Origin of the sequence: Burkholderia sp. Bp8984 (assembly GCF_003853755.1) — a bacterium.
In the GTDB taxonomy this organism is placed as follows: Bacteria; Pseudomonadota; Gammaproteobacteria; order Burkholderiales; family Burkholderiaceae; genus Burkholderia.
This window is the reverse complement of the sequence record NZ_QTQN01000020.1, coordinates 112,538-138,827: the sequence shown is the minus strand read 5'-3', so window position 1 is coordinate 138,827 and position 26,290 is coordinate 112,538. Positions and strand designations below refer to the sequence as shown.

Below are 26,290 nucleotides of genomic sequence, written 5' to 3'. Positions count from 1 at the left end.
CCTCCATCGTCACTAAAACGGCAGATACCCCATGAAACTTGCATCGCTGAAGGACGGCACGCGCGACGGCCAGCTGATCGTCGTGTCGCGCGACCTGCACACCGCGGCGATCGCCGATGCGATCGCACCGACGCTGCAGCGCGTCCTCGACGACTGGGCGTTCTACGCGCCGCAACTGCGCGACCTTTACGACGCGCTGAACCACGGCCGCGCACGCAACGCATTCGCGTTCGATCCGGCGAACTGCATGGCGCCGCTGCCGCGCGCGTTCCAGTGGGCCGACGGCTCCGCGTACGTGAACCACGTCGAGCTCGTGCGTCGCGCGCGCGGCGCCGAGATGCCGCCGGAGTTCTGGACCGATCCGCTGATGTACCAGGGCGGCAGCGACGATTTCCTCGGCGCGCGCGACGACATCGTGTGTCCGTCCGAGGAATGGGGCATCGACTTCGAGGCCGAAGTCGCGGTGATCACCGGCGACGTGCCGATGAGCGCGTCGCCGGACGACGCGCTGAAGGCCGTGCGGCTCGTCACGCTCGTGAACGACGTGTCGCTGCGCAACCTGATTCCGGCCGAGCTCGCGAAGGGCTTCGGCTTCTTCCAGAGCAAGCCGGCCACCGCGTTCGCACCGGTCGCGGTGACGCTCGACGAGCTCGGCGACGAATGGCGCGAAGGCCGCGTGCACCGGCCGATGATCGTCCACTGGAACGGCAGGAAGGTTGGCCAGCCCGACGCGGGCACCGACATGGTGTTCCACTTCGGCCAGTTGATCGCGCACGCGGCGAAGACGCGTAACCTGCGTGCCGGCTCGATCGTCGGCTCGGGCACGGTGTCGAACAAGGACGCGAAGCGCGGCTACTGCTGCATCGCCGAGAAGCGCTGCCTCGAGACGATCGAGCACGGCGCGCCGCAGACCGAATTCATGCGCTACGGCGACACCGTGCGCATCGAGATGTTCGACGCGGCCGGCAAGTCGATCTTCGGCGCGATCGAGCAGGCGGTCGCGCCGCCCGACGGCGCGGCCTGACGCAAACGCGCCAGTCGACGCGAAACCCGGTCCCGGCCCGCGCGCCGGGTTTCGCCTGATGTTTGCCCGCGCGGGCTTGGCTACACTCGATTCAGGCGCTTCAGGCGTCTCGAGAACCCCGGAGCTGCGCATGGCCGATCTCGCCGCATACGGCGGTTACGAAGCACTGAAGGTGACACGCCGCGATCACGGCGTGCTCGACATCGTGATGAGCGGCGAGGGCGCGAACCGCAGCGGCCTCGCGACTGCGAACGAGCGCATGCATCGCGAGCTCGCCGACATCTGGCGCGACGTCGACCGCGATCCCGACACGCGCGTCGCGGTGATCCGCGGCGAGGGCAAGGGCTTTTCGGCGGGCGGCGATCTTGCGCTCGTCGAGGCGATGGCGAACGACTTCGACGTGCGCGCGCGTGTGTGGCGCGAGGCGCGCGACCTCGTCTACAACGTGATCAACTGCAGCAAGCCGATCGTGTCCGCGATGCACGGCCCGGCCGTCGGCGCGGGGCTCGTCGCCGGACTGCTCGCCGACATCTCGATCGCCGCGAGGGACGCGCGCATCATCGACGGCCATACGCGGCTCGGCGTCGCGGCCGGCGATCACGCGGCGATCGTGTGGCCGCTGTTGTGCGGGATGGCGAAGGCGAAGTACTACCTGCTGCTGTGCGAACCGGTGAGCGGCGAGGAGGCCGAGCGGATCGGCCTCGTGTCGCTCGCGGTCGAGCCGGCCGACCTGCTGCCGAAGGCGTACGAAGTCGCGGAGCGGCTCGCGCACGGATCGCAGTCGGCGATCCGCTGGACCAAGTACGCGCTGAACAACTGGCTGCGCAGCGCCGGGCCGACGTTCGATACGTCGCTCGCACTCGAATTCATGGGCTTCTCCGGGCCCGACGTGCAGGAAGGCATCCGCTCGCTGCGCGAGCGGCGCCCGCCCGACTTCCCCGGCGACGCACCGTTCTGACGCGCGTTATGATCGAACCAAAGGCGGCCGCTCGATCCGTGCCGGCCGCTTCGCTCCCCCAGTCAACCAGGACGCCCGTATGACGACCGATGCCCCCGGCTCCAATCCTTTCGCCGGCTTTGCCGGTTTCAAGCCTGCCGACATGCTCGACCGGATGTGGGACATGATGCGGATGACGCCGTTCGGCGGGATGGCGTCGTTTCCCGGCACCGCGTCGGGGCTGCCGCCTTCGCTGTCGAGCATGTCCGACATGATGGCGCCGCTCACGCGAGTCGAGGAACTCGACAAGCGGATCACCGATCTGCGTGCGGTCGAGCAATGGCTCAAGCTCAATCTCGGGATGCTGCAGTCCGCGATCCAGGCACTCGAGGTGCAGCGCGCGACGCTCGCGACGCTGCGCGCGTTCGGCGCGTTCGCGCAAAGCTCGATGTCGGCGGCCGAGGAGGCCGCGGTTGCGGCCGCGCAAGCGGCGTCCGCGCCGCGCGCCGACGCTCAGCAAGCGCCGGACGCCGCCGCGGACGCGCCGCCGGCTGGCGACGCCGCGCAACAGGCGTTCGATCCGGCCGGCTGGTGGAATCTGCTGCAGGCGCAGTTCAACCAGCTCGCGAGCCTCGCGATGACGCAGCCGGGGGCGCAGCCCGCGGCACCGGACGACGCAGCACCGCCCGAGCAGGCCGCACCGGCCGCGCGGGCGGCACAGCCCGCGCCGGCCGCGGCCGCCGCGCCGCGCAAGCCGGCCGCGAAGCGCGCGAAGCCGGCCGATTCGGCCGCGGCGCGCGCGGCAGCCGCTTCGTCGCCCGAAACGCGTCCGCCGAAGCGCTCGACGTGACGCGAACCGGATAGCAGGTCGATCATGCGGCTCGCGCTCGTGCTGATGGGAGGCGGCGCACGCGCCGCCTATCAGGTCGGCGTGCTGAAGGCGCTGGCCGAAATCGCGCGCGAGGCCGATCCGAACCGGCAGACGGTGCCGTTCACGGTGGTCTGCGGGTCATCGGCCGGCGCGATCAATGCGACGTCGATCGCAAGCCATGCTGACGACTTTTCGCACGGCGTGCGGCGCCTGCTCGAATTCTGGGAGCCGCTGCGCGCGGACTACGTGTATCGCACCGACTGGCTCGGCATCGCCGCGGCGGGCGCACGCTGGCTCGCGACGATGACCTTCGGCTGGGCGGCGCGCCGCTCGCCGCGCGGGCTGCTCGACAACGCGCCGCTCGCGCACCTGCTGCAGCGCGAGCTGAGCTTCCACCGGATCGAGCAGATGCTCGAGGCCCGCCTGCTGCATGCGCTGTCGGTGACGGCGCTCAGCTATTCGAGCGGCCGGCACCTGACCTTCTACCAGGCCGCCGAGCCGATCCAGGCATGGCGGCGCGCGCAGCGCACCGCACGGCTCGTCGATCTGTCGGCGTCGCACCTGCTCGCGTCGTCGGCCATTCCGTTCGTGTTCCCGGCCGTGCCGCTCGTGCTCGACGGCCAGATCGAATACTTCGGCGACGGGTCGATCCGCCAGGTCGCGCCGCTGTCGCCGGCGATCCACTTCGGCGCGGACCGGATCGTCGTCGTCGGCGCGGCCGATCCGCGGCCCGAAATTCCCGCCGCGAACGGCTCGGGGCTGGTGCGCGGTTACCCGACGCCCGCGCAGATCGGCCAGCAGGTGCTCGCGAGCGTGTTTCTCGACTCGATCGGCTCGGACATCGAGCGGATCGAGCACATCAACCGGATGATCGAGCATTTGCCGCACCAGGTCGAAGTCGACAGCGGCTGGCGGCACGTCGACGTGCTCGCGATCGCGCCGTCCGAGCGCATCGAGCTGATCGCCGCGAAACACCTGAAGCAGATGCCGGCGACGATGCGCGGGCTGCTCGGCGCGATCGGCGGCAGCCAGCCCGCCGGCGCGTCGTTCGCGAGCTACCTGTTGTTCGAGGAGGCGTTCACGCGCGAGCTGATCGAACTCGGCTACCGCGACGGACGCGCGCAGCGCGACACGCTGGCGGACTGGATCGCCCGGGCCGACGGCGGCAGCGCGCCGGCGGCCGGCACGCCGCCCGAAGGCGGTCTCGCGACAGGCGAAATACGGGTCTGACCGACAGGCCCGGGCAGGCCCGAAAGCGACTCAGCTTACATTTCGGTTGCGTTTTCGCGACGGGGCCTGCGACCGATCGCCGCACCGCCGTTGGCGGCCCGCGACCGGTTCCGCGTCTCGGAACCGTCATGTGTGCGTGCTATCATGGCCGCCGCCGTATACACCATATCGAGCAGCCCGCCGGTCCGGCGGTCGCACGGGAACCCGTCCGGGGACCGCGTGGCGCCGGGCGGGCTCGCCACCGAGCCGGCCTGCGCCGGCCCCCACATCAGGCACGCGCGGTCGGTTCCGTTCGAGCGGAGCGGGGTCGCGGCGTGCTTCAAGGCGGCTACGCGGCCGCCCGGCTGCCGAACGCGGAATCTGCGTCCGGGGGCTGGATTCACGCGTAAAATTAGAGTCTTGGCTGCAAAAAGCGCGTTCGCGCGCCCGCGCGGCAACAGTCACGTTTAGAGAAGTCGCATTGCGCAGAACAGGGGTGGGACCATCATGAACACCATGCTTTATCCGGAACTTTACAGGTCGCTCGAAGCTGTCCGCTGGGACATGGAGAAGGACATTCCGTGGGACAAGTTCGACGCTTCGCTGCTCACCGACGAGCAGGCGAAGACGATCAAGATGAACGCGATCACCGAATGGTCGGCGCTGCCCGCGACGGAAATGTTCCTGCGCGACAACCAGCACGACAGCGACTTCTCAGCGTTCATGAGCGTGTGGTTCTTCGAGGAGCAGAAGCATTCGCTCGTGCTGATGGAATACCTGCGCCGCTTCCGGCCGGAAATGGTGCCGACCGAAGAGGAACTGCACGCGGTGCGCTTCGAGTTCGACCCGGCGCCGCCGCTCGAGACGCTGATGCTGCACTTCTGCGGCGAGATCCGCCTGAACCACTGGTATCGCTGCGCGGCCGACTGGCACACCGAGCCGGTCATCAAGCACATCTACGAAACGATCTCGCGCGATGAAGCGCGCCACGGCGGCGCTTACCTGCGCTACATGAAGAAGGCGCTGAACAACTGCGGCGACGTCGCGCGCGCGGCGTTCGCGAAGATCGGCGTGCTGATGGCGTCGGCGCGCCGCACCGAGAAGCCGCTGCACCCGACCAACCTGCACGTGAACCAGGCGCTGTTCCCGCGCGACACCGTGCAGTCGCGCCTGCCCGATCCGGAATGGCTCGAGCGCTGGCTCGACGAGCAGATCCGTTTCGACGGCGAGTGGGAAAAGAAGGTCGTCGAGCGGATCCTGCACAACCTGTCGATCCTGTTCGAGCGCACCTTCGCGACCGCGCAGGAACTGAACCGCTATCGCAAGGAAGTCACCGGCCGCCTGCAGTCCGAAAGCGGCCCGTCGTCGGCCGCGCAACCGGCCTGAGGCCGCGCGGCGTCGCAGCCGGCGTGAAGCGCCGCCGGCCGCGCTCGCCGCCCCGTATTCCCGCATGAAGCCCGCCCGGCGATCCGGCGGGCTTTTTATCTGGCGCCGCCGTGTTCCGTCGCGACGTGCACCGCGCGCCGCTCACGCCATCCGAAATCCATCATGTCCGCTACCTTCGAACGCAAGCTGATCACCCGTGACGCCCTGGTTGCGCTGCGCGCTTCGCTGCCTTCGCCCGTCGTGTTCACGAACGGCGTGTTCGACATCCTGCACCGTGGCCACGTCACCTATCTCGCCGATGCGAAGGCGCTCGGCGCATGCCTGATCGTCGGCGTGAACAGCGATGCGTCGGTGCGCATGCTCGGCAAGGGCGACGACCGGCCGATCAACCGCGAGGACGACCGCATGGCGCTGCTCGCGGCGCTGGAAAGCGTCGACTGGGTCGTGAAGTTCGAGGAGAAGACGCCGGTGTCGCTGATCGAGGCCGTCCGTCCGGACATTCTCGTGAAGGGCGGCGACTACGACATGGACGCGCTGCCGGAATCGGCGATCGTGCGCGGCTGGGGCGGGCGGGCGCTCGCGATTCCGTTCGAGCACGACCGCTCGACCACCGCGCTGCTGAAGAAGGTGCGCGCGCAGCAGTCCTGATGCGGGTGCCGCGCCGTCAGGGCGCGGATGCCGCGAACGGCTCGGCCGTAACGGCCGGCGCGCCGATCGGGCCGCCGATCACGGGCTGATCGGCCGCCTGCGCGAGCGGCATCGCATGCAGCGCCTCGGGCCGCACCTGCCGGGACAGCACGCCCGGTTCGCGCGGACCGGCCGCCGGCAGCGGCCCGAACACGCCGCGCACGGCGACGAACGCGAGCAGGTTCGCGAGAAAGAGAACAGCGATCAGCCAGCGCAGCATCGTCGACACTCCCCGTCGTCGTTCAGTCGTTCAGTCGTTCAGTCGTTCAGTCGTTCAGTCGTTCAGTCGGGACGGTCGCACGGCGGGCGTCGTCGTCGCCGGCGATCGTTCGCGTCGGCCGGGGCCGCATGCGGCCGGGCTCTCCGCAGGGGCGCCAGGCACCGGCGCCCGTTTTTCCATCGTCACCGCGACGAAGCCCGCAGCCGGGCATCCGTCGATGCGGCCGGCGCGATGCCGGCCGGTTTTACGTCAATCCTGCGCCGCCGCTTCCACGGCGATCAGCGCAAGCCCGGACAGGATCAGCGCATCGTGCCGCGTATGCGGCAGCGTCAGCGCACGCGCGACGTCGTCGGCCGCACCGCCTGCCAGCACGAGCCGCACGGGGGCCTGCCACGCATCGGCGAGATCGCGCCACGCGCGTTCGATCAGCCCCGCCTGCGCGTACAGGCAACCGGCCGACAGCGAGCGCGGCGTATCGACCTGGAACGGCTCGGCCTGCGCACCCGCGAGCAGCCCGCTCGCGATGTCGGTGGTCAGCGTCGGCAATTGCGCGGTGTGCGTGCCGAGCGCGCGCATCATCAACGCCCAGCCCGGCGCGATCAGCCCGCCGGTGAAACGACCGTCCGCACGCAGCGCTTCGAGCGTCGTCGCCGTGCCGAACGTCGCGATCAGCAGATGCTCGCCCGGAAACGCCGCATGCGCGCCGATCAAACCGGCCCAGCGATCGCTGCCGAGCTGTTCGGGCGTCGTATAGCCGTTCGTCACGCCGCATTGCGCGGGCCGCGAGCGGATCGTCGTGCGCGGCAGGCCGGGCCAACGGGCGTCGAGCAGCGCGTCGAGCCGGGCGGCCACGTCGGCACCCGCGACGTTCGAGATCCATGCGCCGCGCGGACGCGGCACGGCCGACCAGTCGGGGTCGGCGCCGCCGTCGCGCGTATGGCCGAACGCGCCGGTGTCGACGAGCGTGCGCTGCGCGTCGGCGAGCGCCCACTTGATCCGGCTGTTGCCGGCGTCGATCAGCAGATGCGGTTCGTTCATTGCGCTTCGCGCAGCGATACGTCGCCGGCCGCGATCGCCCGCACGCCATCGGGCGTGTCGAGCAGCAACTGGCCGGTCGCGTCGATGCCGGTCGCGATGCCGCGCGCGCGTTCGACACCCTGTTCGAGCAGCACGACTTCGCGCCCCGCGTATGCGTGCAGCGCGTGCCAGCGCGGCAGGAACGGCGCGAGCCCGTCGGTGCCGAACTGCGCGAGGGCGGGGGTGAGCGCGTTCAGCGCGGCGGCGAGCGTATCGGTGAGGTTGGCCGATGCGCACGCGGCCGACAGCGCGGCCGGCGGCAGCCCGCTCGCGAGCGTCGCTTCGCGCGCGCGCAGCGCGTCGACCTGCGCGGCGACGGCTTCCGCGCCGCGCACGTTGATGCCGAAGCCGATCACGACGGCGGTCGCGTCGGCGGTGGTCCAGACGGTTTCGATCAGGATCCCGGCGAGCTTGCCGACGATGCGCGGCGTGCCGTCGTCGGTGACCGTCAGCAGCAGGTCGTTCGGCCATTTCAGCGCGACGCGCGTGCGGGCGTCGAGCGGCAGCGCGGCGAGCCCTTCCGCGAGCGCGACGCCGATCGCGATGCTGAGGCCGCCGAGCGCGTCCACGGGGCGCGGCACGATGCAGCCGACCGAGCACAGCAGCGCGTTGCCGGGCTGCGCGAACCACGGGCGGCCTTGCCGGCCGCGGCCGGCCGTCTGCTCGAACGCGACGCGCACGAGCGGCGCGGGCAGCGCGTTCGCGGCGCGCGGCAGCGCCTTGAGGCGCGTCGCGACGTCGGCGTTGGTCGAGCCGGTGGCGGCAACGATGTCGAGCGGCCACGCGCGCGGCGCGGCATCCAGGTGCGCCTCGAGCCGGTTGCGCGCGATGTGCGCGTCGCCGGAATCGGGCGTGTCGGAGGAGGTGGGGGCGTTCATGGTGGCTATTGTAGCGACAGGGGCGCAAGGGGCGCGTGGAAGCACCGGCAGCAATATCGACGATGATGGCCGCGCATCCGGCGCGGCTACCTGTTTTTCAGGCTCGGCTTGCACGGACGCGCGAATGCTCGCGGTCGGTGTCCTGCTTGACCGCGGGCCTGTTGCCGCTTTCGCCTGCCGAACCCGGCACAGTCGCGTACCGCCGCCGGCCGGCATCTTGAATTTGGAGACCGGCACGACTACGTTCGAAGTATCCGCTCTGGCGGCGCGTTCGACGGTGTTGCCGGCAGTAACGCAGACGAATCGGCGCGCGCCGGCGCGTCCTCGTCGTTGCCGCATCGACGGAAATGGCGATGAACCCGCTTCATTCGGGTTCGAGCCCGTCCAGCCTGTTCGCGCGCCTTCACCGCAGGACGCGCCGGATCGCCGATGCCGCCGGGCTCCCGACGACGTGTGCCTGTCGCCGGCTGATGAACTCGCTCGAGTCGGCATGGTCGGCGGTGCGAGCGGGTACGTAGCATAGGCACCGGCGCTGATGCGGCGGCCGACCGTTTTCAAGGAGGTGGCCATGCAACTCCACATGCATTCGCACCATTACGTGCGCCGCATTCCGGTGTGGCGAGCCGCCGTGATCGGCGGGTGCGTGGCCGGTGCGGTTTTCCTCGTCGTCCAGGTCGTCGCGGCGGCAATCATCGGACACGACGCGTGGGCGCCGCTGCGCATGATCGCGGCCATCTACTTCGGCGATGACGCGCTCGCGCCGTCGGCCACGGTCGAAGTGGGGACGCTGCTGGCCGCGCTGGGCGTGCACTTCGCGTTGTCGATCGTATTTGCGCTGGTCCTGGCCGTGATCATTGCGTGTTTCAGCCTGGATTCGAGCATCGGGATGGCCAGCGTGGCGGGGGCCGTGTTCGGCGTGCTGCTGTACGTCGTCAACTACTACGGGATGACGCAGTTGTTTCCGTGGTTCGCCGACGCGCGAGGCTGGGTGAGCGCGCTCGATCACATCGTCTTCGGACTGATCGTGTCCGACTCGTACATGCGCCTGGAACGACCCGCGCGGAGCGGCGCCGCCTGACGCCGGATGCCGCGACGGCACCCGGCCAGGCGGCTCGCGCGCATCACGGCGCGATGACCGGGTGCTTCAGCGCATGCGCGGTTTCGATCCACTGCGCGTGGAATTCGTCCGCGTCGGGCTTGAGCCCCAGCTCGCCGTTGCGATACGCCATCGCGAGCGTCTGCACGGCTTCCGGCAGCTCGTGTTCCGCCGCCCGGCGATACAGCGCGAGCGCGCGCGCTTCGTCGCGCGGCACGCCGCTGCCTTCGCGGTACGCGTTCGCGAGCATGAAGTCCGCGGCCGGGAGGTCCGCGCGCGACGCGAGCTCGAACCAGTGCGCGGCCTGCACGGCGTCCGCGGCGGTGCCGTAGCCGCTGCGATAGATCAGCCCGAGGTAATACGCGGCGGCCGGATCGCCCTGTCCGGCCGCTTCGCCGAGCAGCGCGCGGGCGCGCACATAGTCCTTCGGGATGTCGCCGCTGCCCAGCAGCAATGCCTTGCCGAGTGCGAGCCGCGCGCGCCGTGCGGCGTGCGTGCCGGCTTTCGTGTCCGCCTGCGCGGCGGTTTCCAGCCAGCCGCGTCCCTCGTCGCGCAGCCCCGGCTCGCGCGCATCGACGAGCGCGATGCCGAGCGCCGCCTGCGCGTCGCCCGAACCGCGGCGCGCGAGGGCGCGCAACTGCGCGAGCGCGTGCGGCTCGACGGCCTGCGCGACCATCGCCTGCCATTCGTCGAGCTGCGCGGCGCTCGGGGCGGGGCCGGCGGCGCGCCAGCCGGTCGCGGCGACCACGGCCGCGACGGTCACGGCCGCCGCCGCGAGCAACGCGGCCGGCGGGAGTTTCGCGCGCAGCACGCGCCGCGCGGCGGCGGCGAAGCCGGCCTCGGCCGGCCGCATCGTCCGGATCGGTTGCATCGCGGGTCTCATGGTCATTGCGTGAGGTCGATCTCGTAGACGGCGAGGTTCTTGCCCGAGCCGTCGTCGGCCGCAACCTGCGTGAGGCCGCTCAGGCCGGCAGCCGCCGCGTCGCCGAGCCGGTTCGGCGCGGACGTGAACCGCACGTGCGCGACCGAGCTCGCGAGCTTCGTGAAGCGCCAGCTGCGCTGCGCGCCGTCGGCCGCGCGCGTGATCGCGCCGCGTTTCTTGATGAATGCGATCAGCACGTCGCGGTTCGCGTCGGGCGACGCGAAGATCGTCTTGCTGCCGTCGAGGCCCGGGAAGTTGCCGCCGCCGCTCGCGCGGTAGTTGTTGGTCGCGACGATGAACTGCGCGTTCGGGTCGATCGGCGCGCCCTTGTACGTCAGGTTCCTGATGCGGCTGCCGACCGGCTGCGTGACGTCGATCTCGTACGCGAGATCGGCGGACGTGAACATGTCGAAGTTGTAGCCGGGGAAGCTGCTGACGAGCGGCTGCACGGTCGCCTGGGTCGGGTCGATCGTGTTGAAGCGTTTCGCGGCCGTCTCGAGCCAGTTCTTCACGTCGCTGCCGCTCACCTTCACCGCGTACACGGTGTTCGGATACAGGTACAGGTCGGCCGCGTTGTTGATCGCGAGCGCGCCGGGCGCGACGTCGGTGTAGTCGCTGCCGCCGCCGAAGCCGCTCTTGAACGGCGCGCTGACCGACAGCACCGGCAGCGACGCGTATTGCGGCAGGTTCGCCTGCACGTAGGTCTTCACGTAGTCGGCCTGCGCCTCGTTGACGATCTGGATCGCGCCCGGATCGCCGACGTCGGCGAAGTACGAGTTCATCCGGTAGTCGGTCGAGCCGATCGGCGTCTTCACGTAGTCGATCGTCGCCTGGTGCTCGGCGGCGATCGCGGCGGACACCGACGGATCGGCGGCGACGTAGCTCTTGTCCGCGTTCTGGATCGGCCGCGCCTCGACGGTCGTCTGCGACTTGTCGACGGTCCACGTCTTGCCGTCGAACTCAAGACCGAGCTTGATCACGCCGAGATGCTTGCCCCAGTAGTTGGCCATCACGGTCGGCACGCCGTTGACGGTGCCCTTCGCCTTGTCGACGCCCGGCAGGTTGAACTGCGCGACGGTGCTGTTCGCGTCCGGGAACACCTGGTGCGAGTGGCCGATCAGCATCGCGTCGATGCCGGGCACCTTCGACAGCCACCAGCTGCCGTTCTCCATCGTCGGCGAGTACGCGGTGTTGTCGAGGCCGCCGTGCGAGATCGCGACGACGAGGTCGGCGCCCTTCGCGCGCATCTCCGGAACGTACTTCTCGGCCGCTTCCTTCAGGCCGGTCGTGTAGACCTTGCCGTCGAGCCAGCGCTTGTCCCAGCTCATGATCGCGGGCGGCGTGAAGCCGATGATGCCGATCTTCACCGGCGCGCTGACGGTCTTGCCGTCGGGCGTGACGGCCGTCACCGTGCGGGTGAGGATCGTGTACGGCGTGAACAGCGGCGCGTTGGTCCTCGCGCTGATCACGTTCGCGAGCACCTGCGGGAAGTTCGGGCCCGCGCACTTCTTCTGCTGTGCGGGGGCCGGCAGCCCGTCGACGTCGAACGTGTTGCCGGTCACCTGCGACAGGTACGGCAGCCCGTAGTTGAACTCATGGTTGCCGATCCCGCCGCCGTCGAACTTCGCGGCGTTCATCACCTTGTAGATCGCGAGCGTCTGGTCGCAGCCGATCGGGTTCACGAGCGCCTGGTAGTCCGACAGCGCGGTGCCCTGGATCGTGTCGCCGTTGTCGAGCAGCAGCGTGTTCGGGTACTGCGCGCGCGCCTGCGCGATCAGCGTCGACACGCGCTCGAAACCGAGCGACTTGTCGGCGGCGAGCTTGAAATAGTCGTACGACAGCACGTTGGTGTGCAGGTCGGTCGTTTCGAGCAGCGCGAGCGTGGCGGTCGTGCCGGCGGGCGCCTGGGCCTGCGTCTGCGACGACGGCGGAGCGGTGACGTCGTCGCCGCCGCAACCGGCGAGGGCGAAGGCGAGGCTGGCGAGCGCGGCGGCGGCGGTCGCGCGGCGGCGGGAAAGCGGGGGGAGACGCATCGATTGTCCTGTTCGGTGTTCTGTTCTATGAATCGCGAGGCGCGCCGCGAGATGGCGGCGCGGGCGCCGACGGCCTGATGTGCGGCGCGTGAGAGTATCGAAAGGAAACGTGACGGAAGAATGAAAGGTCGCGCCCGGCATGCCGGTCCGGCGGCGAACGGTGCGCCGTGGCGGGCCGGGCACCCGCAACTGGATGCCCGCGGCCCGACGCGCCGGCCACGCGTGCCCCGCCACGCGCTCCCGGCCGCGCGCCCCGACGGCAATCCTCACGTCGCGGCGCCGGGCGGTTCGCTACAATGGCCGCTGTCATCCTTTTGCAAACAATCCGCCCTTGGACTTCGAGACTCCTCCCGGCCTGTCGGTCGACGCCGGCGGCCAGGGTCAGACGGTGCGCCTGTACGGCCAATGGACCGCACTCGCGCTTGCGCGCAACCGCGGCGCGGTCGCGCGCCGCATCGCGGGCATCGCGTCCGGGCGCGTGAACGAATGGGATCTGTCCGGCATCGAGCGACTCGACCACGTCGGCGGCCAGGCGCTGTGGCGCGTGTGGGGCCGCAAGCTGCCGGCCGGCGTCGAGCTGTCCGCCACGCAGCGCACGATCTTCGAGCGGATCGAACGCCTCGACAGCCAGCGCGAGGCGCCCGAGCGCGTCGTGCGGTTCGATCCCGTCACGCGCCTCGGCCAGGCGATCTTCGCGTTCGCCGAACACCTGCAGGGCGGCATCGCGATGTTCGGCCTCGTGATCCTCGATGCGCTGTCGGTGCTGCGCCGCCCACAGACGATGCCGTGGAAGGAAACCTCGGCGAACATCTACAGCGCCGGCGCCCAGGCGCTGCCGATCACCGCGCTGGTCGCGTTCCTGATCGGCATCGTGCTGAGCTACCTGTCCGCGCAGCAGCTGCAGATGTTCGGCGCGAACCGCTACATCGTGAACATCCTCGGGCTGTCGGTGATCCGCGAGCTGGGGCCCGTGCTGTCGGCGATCCTCGTCGCGGGCCGCTCGGGCTCGGCGATCACCGCGCAGATCGGCGTGATGCGCGTGACCGAGGAGCTCGACGCGATGCGCGTGATGGGCATCCCGCACGGGTTGCGGCTGATCCTGCCGCGCGTGCTCGCGCTCGGCGTCGCGATGCCGCTGCTCGTGATGTGGACCAACATCATCGCGCTCACCGGCGGCGCGCTCGCCGCGAAGCTGGTGCTCGGCATCGACGTCAACTATTTCGTGCGCTCGCTGCCGGGCGTCGTGCCGATCGCGAACCTGTACATCGGCATCGGCAAGGGTGTCGTGTTCGGCATGCTGATCGCGCTGGTCGCCTGTCATTTCGGTTTCCGGATCAAGGCGAACTCGCAGAGCCTCGGCGAAGGGACGACGACCTCGGTCGTCTCGTCGATCACGGTCGTGATCCTCGCCGACGCGGTGTTCGCGATCCTGTTCCAGAACGTGGGGCTCGGATGAACGCGTCGAACGAACCGGCGGCCGGTGCCGCCAGCGCGCATGCCGCGGCAATCGGCGCAGGCTCGGTCGGCACGCCGCCGGGCGCCGCCGTGCCCGGCGACGACCTCGTGATCGAGGTGCGCAACCTGACGAAGCGCTACGGGCGCAACATCATTCACCAGAAGCTCGATTTCGACGTGCGGCGCGGCGAGATCGTGGCGATCGTCGGCGGCTCGGGCTCGGGCAAGACGACGCTGGTGCGGCAGATCCTCGGCCTCGAGCGGCCGACGTCGGGCACGATCAAGGTGTTCGGCGAGGACACGTCGAAGATCGACGACGCGACCGCGCGGATGATGCGCACGCGCTCGGGGATGCTGTTCCAGCAGGGCGCGCTGTTTTCGTCGATGACGGTGTTCGACAACGTCGCGCAGCCGTTGCGCGAGCTCGGCCGCGTGCCGCCCGACCTGCTGCACGACATCGTGATGCTGAAGCTCGAGATGGTCGGGCTGCCGTGCAAGCACGCGTCGAAGATGCCGGCCGCGCTGTCGGGCGGGATGGTGAAGCGGGTCGGCATCGCGCGCGCGATCGCGCTCGAGCCGGAACTGCTGTTCCTCGACGAGCCGACCGCCGGCCTCGACCCGCAGGCGTCCGACGAATTCGTCGAGCTGATCGCGACGCTGCACCGCACGCTCGGGCTGACGGTCGTGATGGTGACGCACGATCTCGACACGATGGTCGCGCTGTCGACGCGCGTCGCGGTGCTGGCCGACCGCAAGGTGCTGGTCGCGGCCCCCGTCGAGGAGGCCGCGAACGTCGACCATCCGTTCATCCACGAATATTTCCTGGGGCTGCGCGGGCGCCGCGCACTGCAGGCGCTGCCGCCCGAGCGGCGCGCGAAGCTGCCGCAGGCGGCCCTCGAACCGGCGCCGTCGAGCGTCGATCTGTAAGCAAGGCAAGAAGCAAGGAACCCGCGAATGGAAAACAAATCACATGCGTTCTGGGCCGGCCTGTTCACGATCGCGCTGACGCTCGCGATCGCGGGCACCGTGTTCTGGTTCAACGTCGACCGTACCGTGCGCGTGCCGTACGACCTGCTCGCGCGCACCAACGTGACGGGCCTGTTCCCCGATGCGGCCGTGCGTTTTCGCGGCCTCGACGTCGGCAAGGTGCAGTCGATCGGCTTCGATCGCGCGCATCCGGGCCAGATCCGGATCCGGATCCTCGTCGATCGCGACGCGCCGATCACGCAGTCGACCTACGGCAGCCTCGGCTTCCAGGGCGTGACGGGCATCGCGTTCGTGCAGCTCGAGGATACGGGGCGCGACCTGGCGCCGCTGCCGTCGTCGCCGAAGGCGATCGCGCAGATCCCGATGCGGCCGAGCCTGTTCGACCAGATCCAGGAGCGCGGCGACGTGCTGCTGCGGCAGCTCGAGCTGGCGGCGAAAAGCGCGAACGCGCTGATGTCGCCGGAGATGCGCGAGCAGCTGCGCGCGACGGCCGAAAGCCTGCAGCACGCGGCGGACGGCGCGGCGACGCTGTCGAAGCAGCTCGCGCCGGCGGTGGCCGCGCTGCCGGAGACGATGCACCAGGTCGATCGCGCGATGGCGTCGGCGAACACGCTGCTGCAGCCGAACGGGCCGCTCGTGTCGAACCTGAACAAGGCCGGCTCGGCTGCCGAGCAGGTCGGCGTCGCGCTGAACGACCTGAACGCGCGGGTCCAGTACGACACGCTGCCGCGTTTCAACGCGCTGGCCGGCAGCGTCGGCGATGCGTCGCGGCAATTGAAGGACGTCGCCGGTGAACTCGGCCGCAACCCGCGCAGTCTGTTGTTCGGCTCGCCCGGCTCCGCGCCCGGGCCCGGCGAGGCGGGCTTCGTCTGGCCGGGGGCGGGTGCCGCGGCCGGGAAATGAAGCGCATCGCCAGCCCGCCGCTCGACCGGCCCGGCGCGAGACCGGGCCATCACGCCATCGAAACCGGAAACATCATGCAGGAACATGCCATGCCACGAATCCTTGACCGCGCGCTGCGTCCGGCAGCGACCGCGCTCGCGGTGCTGACGCTCGCGTTCGCCGCCGGCTGCGCCGGCAACGCCGCGGCGCTGTCGAACGTCCGCTACGACCTCGGGCCGGCCGCATCGGTCGTCACGGCCGGCACCGGGCCCGCGCTGAAGGTGCTCGACGTCGCCGCGCCCGACGCGCTCGACACGGACAAGTTCGTCTACCGCCTCGCGTATGCGGATGCGCAGCGCATGGCCGTCTATCGCGACAGCCGCTGGACCGCGCCACCCGCGCAACTGCTCACGCAGCGGCTGCGCGGCGCGCTGTCGTCGCGCGGCGCGGTGCTCGAAGGTACCGACGGCGTGCGCGCGCCGACGCTGAAGGTCGACCTGAACGAATTCGAGCAGGTGTTCGACGGGCAGTCGCAGAGCCACGGCGCGGTCACCGCGCGCGCGACGCTGATGCAGGACGGCAAGGTGCTCGGCCAGCGCACCTTCGTCGCGCGCGCGCCGTCGAGCACGCCCGATGCGGAAGGCGGCGCGCGTGCGCTCGCGGCCGCGAGCGACGAGCTCGTGTCGCAGATCGCCGCGTGGGTCGGCGTGCAGGCGTACGCGGGCAACCCGTGACGCACCACGCGCAGCCGCGATGAGCGCGCCGGGCACGTCGCGCGCGTCGTCGCTGGCGCGGCAGGCGTTCGCCGCGTATGCGGCGCTCGTCGTCTATGCATCGCTGTATCCGTTCGACGGCTGGGTGTCGCTCGGCATCGGGCCGTTCGACTACCTGTTCGCGCCGATGCAGCGCTATGTGACCGCGTTCGACGTGGTCACCAACGTGCTCGGCTACCTGCCGTTCGGCGCGCTCGGCGTGCTCGCGCTGCATCCGCGCTGGCGCGGCGTGGTCGCGACGCTGATCATCGGCGGCCTCGGCGTGCTGCTGTCGGGGTCGATGGAGGCGCTGCAGACCTACCTGCCGACGCGTGTCGCGTCGAATCTCGACCTCGCGGCCAACGCGCTCGGCGCGCTGCTCGGCGCGGCGCTCGCGGCACCGGCCACCGGCGCGCTGCTCGAGCGCGGCGCGCTGCGCCGGCTGCGCTTCGCGTGGTTCGAGCCCGACGGCGCGACGCCGCTGCTGCTCGCCGGACTGTGGCCGTTCGCGATCCTGTTTCCGTCGCCGTTCCTGTTCGGCATCGGCGACTGGCCGGCCGCGCTGTGGGAACGCGCCGACGGCTCGATGCAGGACGCGCTGCTCGCGTGGCTGCCGGCCGCGTGGCGCGTGAGCGAATGGCCCGAGCGTGTCGACGGCTGGCTGTCCGACTCCGCGTGGGAAGCCGCGCTCGGTGGCCTGATGCTGTTCGCCGCGCTGGCGATCGCGTCGCTCGCGATGCGCGAGCGCGCGCCGCGCGTGCGGCTCCTGATCGGGTTCGTCGTCGCGACGCTCGCGCTGAAGGCGGCTGCGACCTTCATGCAGTCGAGCACCGGCCTCGTCGTCGTGTGGGCGACGCCCGGTGCGCGGCTCGGCATCGAGCTCGGCTTCGCGGCGGCCCTGCTCGCATTGCGCGTGCCGGCCGCGTGGCGCGCGCTGCTCGCGGCGCTCGCGCTGCTGGCCGGCGTGGCGCTCGTCAACCTGCTGCCCGTCAACCCGTTCTTCGACTTCACGCTGTCGGGCTGGCGGCAGGGCCGCTACGTGCACTTCAACAGCATCGCGCGCTGGCTCGCGTGGATCTGGCCCTACGCGGCGCTGATCTGGCTCGGCCAGCGCGTCGAGCACGCGTGGCTGCCGGCCGCGCCGCGGCGCTGACGCGGCACGCCGGGCAGGGCGGCCACGGTTCGGTCGCGGGCAGCGGCGCGCGCCGCTCGTTATAATCGTCCGCACATCCGTTGCCGCGCGCAACGGCGATCGCCCCTCTTTCCGCCCGGCACCGCGCCGGGCCGCTCGTCACCATCATGGATTCCTACTACCAGCACCACGTCTTCTTCTGCCTGAACCAGCGCGACCCGGGCGCCGAGCGTCCGAGCTGCGCGCAATGCGATGCGCAGACCATGCAGGAATACGCGAAAAAGCGCGTGAAGGAACTCGGCCTCGCGGGGCCCGGCAAGGTCCGCATCAACAAGGCCGGCTGCCTCGACCGCTGCGAGGAAGGGCCCGTGATGGTCGTGTATCCGGAAGGCACGTGGTACACGTACGTCGACCAGGCCGACATCGACGAGATCGTCGAATCGCACCTGCGCGACGGCAAGGTCGTCGAGCGCCTGAAGATCTGAGCGGGCCGGCAGAATGAACGTTCATACGCAGAAGTCGCTGATCGCCGGCCCGGTCGGGCAGATCGAAATCGCGGTCGACCTGCCGGACGCCATGCGCGACGGCAGCGCCGCGCCGCGCGGCATCGCGCTCGTCGCGCACCCGCATCCGCTGTTCGGCGGCACGATGGACAACAAGGTCGCGCAAACCCTTGCGCGCACGCTGGTCCAGCTCGGCTACGTGGTGTACCGGTCCAACTTCCGCGGCGTCGGCGCGACCGAGGGCGTGCACGACAACGGCATCGGCGAGGCCGACGACCTGCTCGCCGTGCTCGCGCACATGCGCGCGCAGCCCGCGTGTGCGGACCTGCCGCTCGTGCTCGCGGGCTTCTCGTTCGGCACCTTCGTGCTGTCGCATGTCGCGAAGCGGCTGCGCGACGCGGGCGAGACGATCGAGCGGATGGTATTCGTCGGCACGGCCGCGAGCCGCTGGCAGGTCGCCGAGGTGCCGGAGAACACGCTGGTGATCCACGGCGAAACCGACGACACGGTGCCGATCGCGTCGGTGTACGACTGGGCGCGGCCGCAGGAACTGCCGGTCGTCGTGATCCCCGGCGCCGAGCATTTCTTCCATCGCAAGCTGCACGTGCTGAAGCGCATCATCGTCGACGCGTGGCGTTGATGCGCTGAACCCGGCGTGCGGCGCCGCTGCCGCACGCGTGCGATGTCGCCGCTCGCGCGACATCGCGCCGCATCGTGTCACGGCACGGTCGCACATGCCCGCTGCGGCGCGGCGCAATCCGACTTGCACGGCGCCTGCGCACGCCTTTCGCGCGGCTTCGATCACCCTCTCTCGCAGCGAAGCCTCGCCATCCTCTCGAAGTCGGCGTGCGGCCGCCCGGGCCACGGTTCCCGAAAACGCCGTTCGCAGCCACGTATAATGGCCGCAATTCGCGTCGCCCGCGGCCCGGCTGGGCCCATGCGGCGCTCGTTTCGCCGCCTGTCCGCCCGCTCGCGACGGCCGCGAACCGAACGCGTCCGCACGAGTCCAACCGGCGCGTTTCGCGCCGTCCGACGCAGTCGGACGAACGCCGGAACGCCCGCCGCCTTGCCGTTCAACCCTTGCGCGTTTCGCGCCGCACTTTCTGCCATCAGCCTGAATCGATCATGCGTCTGTCTCCCCAAGGCCTCAAGTCCCTCGCTTCTTCCATCGCCTTCGGCACCGCCGCGCGCAACGTCGCGCTGGGCGTGATGCTGCCCGTCGCGCTCGCGTCGACGATCGTCGTCGCCGAGGCGAAGCCGGCCGCCAAGGCCAAGGCCGCGCATGCCGCGCCGGCCGCCGCCGCCGAGCAGTTCACCGGCGCGCCCGCGACCTTCATGCCGGGCGCGGTGCCGCCGCCGGGCGTGAACGCGCGCTCGTGGGTGCTCGTCGATGCGACGAGCAACACGGTGCTCGCATCGGGCAACGCCGACGAACGCGTCGAGCCCGCATCGCTGACGAAGCTGATGACGGCCTACCTGGTGTTCGAGGCGCTCGACAAGAAGAAGATCTCGATGGAGCAGATCGTCACGCCGAGCGTCGCGGTACGCCGTGTCGGCACCGACGAGTCGCGCATGTTCATCGAGGCGAACAAGCCGGTGTCGGTGCACGACCTCGTGTACGGGATGATCATCCAGTCGGGCAACGACGCCGCGATCGCGCTGGCCGAACTCGTCGGCGGCAGCGAAGGGCAGTTCGTCACGCTGATGAACGACGAGGCGGCGCGCCTCGGCATGAAGGGCACCCACTTCGCCGACGTGAACGGCATGCCCGACCCGAACCACTACACGACGGCCGGCGACCTCGCGAAGCTGTCCGCGCACCTGATCCGCGATTTTCCGCAGTACTACAGCATCTTCTCGGAGAAGGAATTCAAGTACAACAACATCCGCCAGGGCAACCGCAACCGCCTGCTGTGGCTGGATCCGACGGTCGACGGCCTGAAGACGGGCCATACGCAGGCGGCCGGCTACTGCCTGATCGCGTCGGCGAAGCGCGCGATCCCGGGTGTCGACAGCCAGCGGCGTCTCGTGTCGGTGATGATGGGCGAGCAGAAGGAAGGCGAGCGCACGCAGGACAGCATGAAGATGCTGAACTACGGCTATAGCGCGTTCGACGCGGTGCGCCTGTTCAAGGGCGGCCAGGCGATGTCGACGCCGCGCATCTACAAGGGCAAGGAAAACACCGTGCAGGTCGGCGTGAAGGGCGACCAGTGGGTGACCGTGCCGCGCGGCCTGGGCGACAAGGTCAAGCCGGAAGTCGAGGTCAACGCGCCGCTGATCGCGCCGCTCGCGGAAGGCCAGCAGGTCGGTACCGTGAAGATCGTCGCCGACGGCAAGACGCTGTCGGAGTTCCCGGTCGTCGCGCTGCAGGCCGTGCCGGAAGCGGGTATCTTCGGCCGTATCTGGGACTCGATCCTGCTGATGTTCAGCAAGAAGAAGTAAGCGCGACGGGCCTTTGTTTTCACGACTTCATCCCCATCTGTCATTGCCATGAGCCAAGCCGAATTCGAACCGATCGTCTACCTCAGCGTGTCGTCGCACGAGGAACTGGTGCCGCTGTCGGAAGCCCGCGTGCCGGTGCTCGACCGCGGGTTCATCTTCGGCGATGGCGTGTATGAAGTCGTCCCCGTTTATGCGCATGACGGCGCGCACGTGCCGTTCCGGATCGAACAGCATCTGGACCGGCTCGCGCGCAGCCTGAAGAAGATCGGCATCGACAATCCGCATGACGCGGCCGGCTGGCGCGCGCTGATCGAGCGCGTGGTCGCCGCGAATGCGGAAGGCCTCGGCGACGGCAATGCGCTCGTCTACCTGCAGGTGACGCGCGGTGTCGCGAAGCGCGGCCACGCGTTCCCGGCGAATACGGTGCCGACGGTGTTCGCGATGACGAGCCCGCTGCGCCTGCCGTCGGACCAGGAGCGCGCGCAGGGCGTGCGCTGCGTGACGGCCGAGGATCGCCGCTGGCTGCATTGCGACATCAAGTCGATTTCGCTGCTCGGCAACGTGTTGATGGCGCAGCATGCGGCCGAACGCGACGCGTTCGAGACGATCCAGCTGCGCGACGACAACGTGACCGAAGGTTCGTCGTCGAACGTGTGGGTCGTGAAGAACGGCGAGCTGTACGCGCCGCCGCGCAGCAACAGGATCCTCGAAGGGATCCGCTACGCATTGGTCGAGCAGCTGGCCGACGAATGCGGCATTCCGTTCGTCGCGCGCGAGATCAGCGAAGCCGAGCTGCGCTCGGCGGACGAGATCATGATCACGTCGGCCACGAAGGAGATTTTGCCCGTCACGTCGCTCGACGACCTGCCCGTGCAGGGCGGCAAGCCGGGCCCCGTGTTCGCGGCGTTGTACGACGCGTACCAGCGTGCGAAGGCACGCGAGTTTGAACAGTTTGACCTAACCCGGAGAAAGTGATGAGCGAACCGACCAAAACCATCGAGGTCACCGGCGCGATCGATGCCCGGAAGGAGTCGCTGCTGGAGTTTCCGTGCGACTTCCCGATCAAGATCATGGGCAAGGCGCACCCGGAGTTCAAGGATACGATCTTCAAGGTCGTGGCCGTCCACGACAACGAGATCGACGTCGAGAAGATCGAGGAGCGTGCCTCGAGCGGCGGCAACTACACCGGCCTCACGATCACCGTGCGCGCCACGAGCCAGCAACAGCTCGACGACATCTACCGCGCACTGACCGGCCATCCGATGGTCAAGGTCGTGCTCTGAGGGCCGCTTTCCATCCTCCTTCCTGCGCGCACTCGGCGGGGGTTTTCCCCGCCGCGCGCCGCGCGTCCAGCTCGTCGCACAGCTGCTGGTACTCCGCGACTTCCTGAAGCAGCCAGGTCCTGAAGGCCTGCACGCGCGGCGTGTTCACGAGCGGCGGCGGACACACGAAAAAATAGTGCCACGGGCTCTGCCCGTCGATGTCGAACAGGCGCACGAGGCGCCCGTCCAGCAGGTCGTGCACCGCGAGCGAGCGGCGCACCAGCGCGATGCCCTGGCCGTCGATCGCGGCCAGCAGCAGGTTCGACGAATCCTGGTACAGAATCCCCCGTTTCGGCTCGGTCAATGTATCGAGCCCCGCCGCGTCGAACCACGGCCGCCACAGCTCGTCGTCCGAGCGCAACAGGTTGTAGTGCACGAGATCGGCGGGCGTCTGCGGCAGCTTGCCGCCGTTCAGCGTCGGCGAGCACGCCGGAAAGAACACTTCCTCGAACAGCGGCTCGACGTGCAGCCCCGGATAGCTGCCGGAGCCGAAGCGGATCGCGAGATCGACGTCGTCGCGCGCGAAGTCGGTGAGCGAGTTGGTGGACTGCAGCTCGACGTCGATTTCCGGATGCCGCTCGATGAACGTGCCGATGCGCGGCGTGATGAAGCGCGCGGCGAACGACGACAGCATCGACACCACCAGCCGCCGTCCGCGGTCGCTCGCGCGCACCTCGCGTGTCGCATCGGCGATCTGCATCAGCGCGGTGCGGACCTGCTGCGCGTAGCGCATGCCGGCGTCGGTCAGGCACAGCCGCTTGCCGTTGCGCGTGAACAGTTGCACGCCGAGCTCCTCCTCGAGCGCGCGAACCTGGTGGCTGACCGCGCCGTGGGTGACGTACAGCTCGTCGGCGGCGCGGGAGAAATTCTCGTGACGGGCGGCGGCTTCGAACGCGCGAATCGCGTTCAGCGCAGGCAGCTGGCGGAGGTCCATTTGCTAATTTTCCTCACATCGACGTGAAAATTGGTCGTTTGGTCGGGTGCCTTGAAGTGACTACGATTGTAGCCATCGAAGCATTTATTGGCGGAGTCGATCATGCAAGAAATTTCTTCAAGCATCACGTTCGAAATCCCCGCGGGCGAGACCGTGCCGATGAAGGTGCAGCGCAGCACGCGTCTGACGGTGCAATGCGGGCCGGTGTGGGCGACGCGCAGCAACGACGTCGAAGACTACTTCCTGGTCGACGGCGAGACGCTCCGGCTGCGTCGCGGCGAGCGGCTGTGGCTCAGTGCGGAAGGCCGGCAGGGCGCGCAGGTCGCGTTCTCGGTGTCGCGGCCGGCCGGGGAAGTGGCGCGCGGCGCGCTGGCGCGGCTGCGCAACCGCGTGAATGCGCTGTTCCACGACGGCTGGCGCACCGTCTGACCGACCTTTCCTCCGACGGATGCTCGCGATCCGTCCCCTTCCCGGGCCGGCGAGACGCATGGGTTTTCGGTAAACTAGCGCCCATGTCCGTCTCGCCGGTTGCCATCGTGTCCACGCCTGTCGCTGTTTCCGAATCGCCCGCCGGGTCTCCGGTCCAGCCCGTCGTGCCGGTCACCGTGCGTTGGCGGGGCAGCGAGGCCTACGAGACGAGCTTCGACGCGATGCGCGCGTTCACCGACACGCGCACGGCCGACACCGGCGACGAAATCTGGGTCGTCGAGCATCCGCCCGTCTACACGCTCGGCCAGGCCGGCGACCCGGCCCACCTGCTGGTGGCCGACAGCGGCGTGCCGCTCGTGAAGGTCGACCGCGGCGGGCAAATCACCTACCACGGCCCCGGCCAGATCGTCGCCTACCTGCTGCTGGACCTGCGCCGGCGCAAGCTGATGGTGCGCACGCTCGTGACGAAGATCGAGGAGGCCGTGATCGAAACCCTCGCGGCGTATAATCTCGCTTCGGTCCGCAAGGCGGGCGCGCCGGGCATCTACGTGGCATCCGGCGTGCACGAAGGCGCGAAGATCGCGGCCCTCGGCCTGAAGATCCGCAACGGCTGCAGCTATCACGGGCTGAGCCTGAACGTGAAGATGGATCTGCGCCCGTTTCTCGCGATCAACCCGTGCGGCTATGCCGGACTGGAAACCGTCGACATGGCGAGCCTCGAGGTTGCCGCCGACTGGAACGACGTCGCCCACACGCTGGTGGGTCGTCTGATTGCCAACCTCGATGGCGCATCCGCGGCCGCCGACAAGCCGCAGGCACTGGAACATTCGAATGACTGACGTTACCGCTTCCCCCGCACCGGCCGACTCGGCCGCGACCGCTGCCTACGATCCCACCGCCAAGCAGAAGGCGCAGGCGAAGACGGCGCGCATCCCGATCAAGGTCGTTCCGATCGAGAAGCTGAAGAAGCCGGAGTGGATCCGCGTGAAGGCGGCCACCGGCAGCTCGCGCTTCAACGAGATCAAGACGATCCTGCGCGAGCACAACCTGCATACCGTGTGCGAGGAAGCGAGCTGCCCGAACATCGGCGAGTGCTTCGGCAAGGGCACCGCGACGTTCATGATCATGGGCGACAAGTGCACGCGCCGCTGCCCGTTCTGCGACGTCGGCCACGGCCGTCCCGATCCGCTCGACGCGGACGAACCGAAGAACCTCGCGCGCACGATCGCGGCGCTCAAGCTCAAGTACGTGGTGATCACGAGCGTCGACCGCGACGACCTGCGCGACGGTGGCGCCGCCCACTTCGTCGAGTGCATCCGTGAAGTGCGCGAGCAGTCGCCGGACACGCGCATCGAGATCCTGACGCCGGACTTCCGCGGCCGTCTCGACCGCGCGATCTCGATCCTGAACGCCGCGCCGCCCGACGTGATGAACCACAACCTCGAAACGGTGCCGCGCCTGTACAAGGAAGCGCGCCCGGGTTCGGACTACGCGCACTCGCTGAAGCTGCTGAAGGACTTCAAGGCGCTGCATCCGGACGTCGCGACGAAGTCGGGCCTGATGGTCGGCCTCGGCGAGACCGAAGAGGAAATCCTGCAGGTGATGCGCGACCTGCGCGCACACGACGTCGACATGCTGACGATCGGCCAGTACCTGCAACCGTCCGAGCACCACCTGCCGGTGCGTGCGTACGTGCATCCGGATACGTTCAAGATGTACGAGGAAGAGGCGTACAAGATGGGCTTCACGCACGCGGCCGTCGGCGCGATGGTGCGTTCGAGCTATCACGCCGATCTGCAGGCGCATGGGGCCGGGGTGGTCTGAGCGTCGCGATGCCGCGATTGTCTCGCGCAGTCGAAAAAAGCCCGCAGCGATGCGGGCTTTTTCGTTGGCGCGGCGGCCATCCGCGCATGCGCACGGCAATCGTCACCCGACCGGACACGCAATCCGGTCGAGCATGGAAAGCAAAGCTGAAACGGCATCGATAGCTTCGCAGGATAAGTTCGCTCCCGCCGCGCGCAAAGCTCGTAAAGTCGGCTCTCCCGCAGCAATGCCCGCATTCCGAAGGAGAGCCGCATGTCCCGTTTCAGCTTCGTCCGCCGCGCCGTCATCGCGCTGACCGCCTTTGCCGCGCTGGGCGCGGCGCACGCCGAATCGCGCGAGGTCGTGATCGCGTACCAGGACATGGTCGTGCCGTGGCGCTATGCGCAGGCGAGCGGTGAAGTCGAAAAGGCGACCGGCTACAAGGTCACGTTCCGCAAGCTCGACAGCGGCGCCGACGTGATCCGCGCGCTCGCGTCGGGCTCCGTGCAGCTCGGCGAGGCCGGTTCCAGCCCGATCGCGGCCGGCCTGTCGCAGGGGCTCGACATCTCGCTGTTCTGGGTGCTCGACAACATCAACGACGCCGAGGCGCTCGTCGCGCGCAACGGCTCGGGCGTGACCAGCGTCGCCGCACTGAAGGGCAAGAAGATCGGCGTGCCGTTCGTGTCGACGTCGCACTTCCATACGCTCGTCGCGCTGCAGGCCGCGGGCGTGAACCCGAACGACGTGAAGATCGTCAACCTGCGTCCGCCCGAAGTCGCGGCCGCGTGGACGCGCGGCGACATCGACGCGACCTACATCTGGGATCCGGTGCTCGCGAAGGTCAAGCAGTCGGGCACCGTGCTGACGACGTCCGGCAAGGTCGCGAAAGAAAGTGGCAAGGCGACCTTCGACGGCTTCGTCGTGAGCCGCAAGTTCGCGCGCGAAAATCCCGAGTTCGTCGCGCGCTTCGTGAAGGTGCTCGCGGCCGCCGACGCCGACTACCGCGCGCATGCGGCGGCGTGGAAGGTCGGCTCGCCGCAGGTCGCGGCGGTCGCGAAGGTATCGGGTGCGGACGCGCAGGACGTGCCCGCGAGCCTCGCGCTCTACGCGTTCCCGACGCCGGCCGAGCAGGCGTCGCCGACGTGGCTCGGCGGCGGCGCGCAGTCGGGCGCCGCGAAGTCGCTCGCGGCCACCGCCGCGTTCCTGAAATCGCAGGGCACGATCCAGGCGGTGCTCGCCGACTATTCGGTCGGCGTCGATCCGCAGTTCGTGCAGAAGGCCGCGCGCTGAACGCGGCGATCATCGCGGA

At 69.4% G+C, this 26,290-nt stretch carries 27 protein-coding genes; 21 read left to right on the top strand and 6 right to left on the bottom strand.

From position 1 onward, the window contains the following. Positions 1-31 precede the first annotated feature (31 nt). The 6 genes from DID98_RS21055 (at position 32) to rfaE2 (ending at position 6,075) form a co-directional block, all read left to right on the top strand. Positions 32-1,024, top strand: a complete 993-nt coding sequence (locus DID98_RS21055) for a fumarylacetoacetate hydrolase family protein (protein WP_059465886.1) — start codon at positions 32-34, stop codon at positions 1,022-1,024. Between the two features lie 130 nt (positions 1,025-1,154). Next, positions 1,155-1,982 (top strand): enoyl-CoA hydratase/isomerase family protein, encoded by an 828-nt coding sequence (locus DID98_RS21050; protein ID WP_124571352.1) that lies wholly within the window; start codon positions 1,155-1,157, stop codon positions 1,980-1,982. Between the two features lie 79 nt (positions 1,983-2,061). Continuing rightward, positions 2,062-2,811, top strand: coding sequence for a PhaM family polyhydroxyalkanoate granule multifunctional regulatory protein (locus DID98_RS21045; protein ID WP_124571351.1), 750 nt, complete (start codon positions 2,062-2,064; stop codon positions 2,809-2,811). Positions 2,812-2,835: 24 nt separating this feature from the next. Next, complete coding sequence (locus tag DID98_RS21040; protein ID WP_044846772.1) at positions 2,836-4,062, top strand: patatin-like phospholipase family protein; 1,227 nt, start codon at positions 2,836-2,838, stop codon at positions 4,060-4,062. Between the two features lie 486 nt (positions 4,063-4,548). Next, positions 4,549-5,427, top strand: coding sequence for a ferritin (locus DID98_RS21030; protein WP_059451551.1), 879 nt, complete (start codon positions 4,549-4,551; stop codon positions 5,425-5,427). Positions 5,428-5,589: 162 nt separating this feature from the next. Further along, positions 5,590-6,075 carry a D-glycero-beta-D-manno-heptose 1-phosphate adenylyltransferase gene (gene rfaE2, locus DID98_RS21025; protein WP_060110665.1) on the top strand — a complete coding sequence of 162 codons (486 nt, stop codon included), beginning with the start codon at positions 5,590-5,592 and terminating at the stop codon, positions 6,073-6,075. Positions 6,076-6,091: 16 nt separating this feature from the next. Here rfaE2 and DID98_RS21020 read toward each other — a convergent pair whose 3' ends face one another. From DID98_RS21020 to DID98_RS21010, 3 genes are all read right to left on the bottom strand, one after another. After that, the gene (locus DID98_RS21020) at positions 6,092-6,334 is read right to left on the bottom strand and encodes a hypothetical protein (RefSeq protein ID WP_124571358.1); all 243 of its coding nucleotides are present in this window, start codon (positions 6,332-6,334) and stop codon (positions 6,092-6,094) included. Between the two features lie 249 nt (positions 6,335-6,583). Beyond that, positions 6,584-7,372 carry a type III pantothenate kinase gene (locus DID98_RS21015; RefSeq protein WP_124486564.1) on the bottom strand — a complete coding sequence of 263 codons (789 nt, stop codon included), beginning with the start codon at positions 7,370-7,372 and terminating at the stop codon, positions 6,584-6,586. Continuing rightward, complete coding sequence (locus tag DID98_RS21010) at positions 7,369-8,289, bottom strand: biotin--[acetyl-CoA-carboxylase] ligase (RefSeq protein ID WP_124520671.1); 921 nt, start codon at positions 8,287-8,289, stop codon at positions 7,369-7,371. Before DID98_RS21010 ends, DID98_RS21015 begins: the two co-directional genes overlap by 4 nt. A 568-nt stretch (positions 8,290-8,857) precedes the next feature. Between DID98_RS21010 and DID98_RS21005 the strand changes: the two genes are divergently transcribed. Next, entirely contained in the window at positions 8,858-9,367 is a 510-nt protein-coding gene (locus tag DID98_RS21005) for a hypothetical protein (protein WP_044846766.1), read from the top strand. Between the two features lie 43 nt (positions 9,368-9,410). Here DID98_RS21005 and DID98_RS21000 read toward each other — a convergent pair whose 3' ends face one another. Both DID98_RS21000 and DID98_RS20995 read right to left on the bottom strand, forming a co-directional pair. Then, the gene (locus tag DID98_RS21000; protein WP_124571350.1) at positions 9,411-10,256 is read right to left on the bottom strand and encodes a tetratricopeptide repeat protein; all 846 of its coding nucleotides are present in this window, start codon (positions 10,254-10,256) and stop codon (positions 9,411-9,413) included. A 14-nt stretch (positions 10,257-10,270) separates the two neighbouring features. Continuing rightward, complete coding sequence (locus DID98_RS20995; protein WP_124486561.1) at positions 10,271-12,340, bottom strand: bifunctional 2',3'-cyclic-nucleotide 2'-phosphodiesterase/3'-nucleotidase; 2,070 nt, start codon at positions 12,338-12,340, stop codon at positions 10,271-10,273. A gap of 331 nt (positions 12,341-12,671) precedes the next feature. On the opposite strand from DID98_RS20995, the gene DID98_RS20990 reads away from it, so the two are divergent. From DID98_RS20990 to DID98_RS20945, 10 genes are all read left to right on the top strand, one after another. Continuing rightward, entirely contained in the window at positions 12,672-13,796 is a 1,125-nt protein-coding gene (locus DID98_RS20990) for an ABC transporter permease (RefSeq protein WP_044846763.1), read from the top strand. After that, positions 13,793-14,722 carry an ABC transporter ATP-binding protein gene (locus tag DID98_RS20985; protein WP_124571349.1) on the top strand — a complete coding sequence of 310 codons (930 nt, stop codon included), beginning with the start codon at positions 13,793-13,795 and terminating at the stop codon, positions 14,720-14,722. The genes DID98_RS20990 and DID98_RS20985 overlap by 4 nt, the downstream gene beginning before the upstream one ends. Before the next feature lie 27 nt (positions 14,723-14,749). Beyond that, the gene (locus DID98_RS20980) at positions 14,750-15,685 is read left to right on the top strand and encodes an MlaD family protein (protein ID WP_044846761.1); all 936 of its coding nucleotides are present in this window, start codon (positions 14,750-14,752) and stop codon (positions 15,683-15,685) included. An 89-nt stretch (positions 15,686-15,774) separates the two neighbouring features. Beyond that, positions 15,775-16,398, top strand: a complete 624-nt coding sequence (locus tag DID98_RS20975; RefSeq protein ID WP_044846778.1) for an ABC-type transport auxiliary lipoprotein family protein — start codon at positions 15,775-15,777, stop codon at positions 16,396-16,398. Between the two features lie 19 nt (positions 16,399-16,417). After that, positions 16,418-17,569, top strand: a complete 1,152-nt coding sequence (locus DID98_RS20970) for a VanZ family protein (RefSeq protein WP_124571348.1) — start codon at positions 16,418-16,420, stop codon at positions 17,567-17,569. Positions 17,570-17,715: 146 nt separating this feature from the next. Continuing rightward, positions 17,716-18,033, top strand: coding sequence for a ferredoxin (locus DID98_RS20965; RefSeq protein ID WP_044846759.1), 318 nt, complete (start codon positions 17,716-17,718; stop codon positions 18,031-18,033). A gap of 13 nt (positions 18,034-18,046) precedes the next feature. Further along, positions 18,047-18,691: an alpha/beta hydrolase gene (locus DID98_RS20960; protein WP_124486557.1), complete on the top strand. Its 645-nt coding sequence runs from the start codon at positions 18,047-18,049 to the stop codon at positions 18,689-18,691. Between the two features lie 485 nt (positions 18,692-19,176). Next, complete coding sequence (locus DID98_RS20955) at positions 19,177-20,493, top strand: D-alanyl-D-alanine carboxypeptidase family protein (RefSeq protein ID WP_044846757.1); 1,317 nt, start codon at positions 19,177-19,179, stop codon at positions 20,491-20,493. A gap of 48 nt (positions 20,494-20,541) precedes the next feature. Then, entirely contained in the window at positions 20,542-21,468 is a 927-nt protein-coding gene (locus tag DID98_RS20950; protein ID WP_124571347.1) for a D-amino acid aminotransferase, read from the top strand. Then, a complete protein-coding gene (locus tag DID98_RS20945; RefSeq protein ID WP_044846755.1) occupies positions 21,468-21,776 on the top strand; it encodes a YbeD family protein in 309 nt (102 codons plus the stop codon). Before DID98_RS20950 ends, DID98_RS20945 begins: the two co-directional genes overlap by 1 nt. Here the strand turns inward: DID98_RS20945 and DID98_RS20940 are convergent. Further along, positions 21,760-22,749 (bottom strand): transcriptional regulator GcvA, encoded by a 990-nt coding sequence (locus tag DID98_RS20940; RefSeq protein ID WP_044846754.1) that lies wholly within the window; start codon positions 22,747-22,749, stop codon positions 21,760-21,762. The genes DID98_RS20945 and DID98_RS20940 overlap by 17 nt on opposite strands. Before the next feature lie 102 nt (positions 22,750-22,851). Between DID98_RS20940 and DID98_RS20935 the strand changes: the two genes are divergently transcribed. The 4 genes from DID98_RS20935 (at position 22,852) to tauA (ending at position 26,271) form a co-directional block, all read left to right on the top strand. Continuing rightward, positions 22,852-23,178, top strand: a complete 327-nt coding sequence (locus DID98_RS20935; protein WP_044846777.1) for a DUF2917 domain-containing protein — start codon at positions 22,852-22,854, stop codon at positions 23,176-23,178. An 83-nt stretch (positions 23,179-23,261) separates the two neighbouring features. Further along, a complete protein-coding gene (gene lipB, locus DID98_RS20930; RefSeq protein ID WP_124571346.1) occupies positions 23,262-24,017 on the top strand; it encodes a lipoyl(octanoyl) transferase LipB in 756 nt (251 codons plus the stop codon). Further along, positions 24,010-25,002, top strand: coding sequence for a lipoyl synthase (lipA, locus tag DID98_RS20925; protein WP_124486554.1), 993 nt, complete (start codon positions 24,010-24,012; stop codon positions 25,000-25,002). The genes lipB and lipA overlap by 8 nt, the downstream gene beginning before the upstream one ends. Positions 25,003-25,254: 252 nt before the next feature. Next, a complete protein-coding gene (gene tauA, locus DID98_RS20920; protein WP_124571345.1) occupies positions 25,255-26,271 on the top strand; it encodes a taurine ABC transporter substrate-binding protein in 1,017 nt (338 codons plus the stop codon). Positions 26,272-26,290 lie beyond the last annotated feature (19 nt).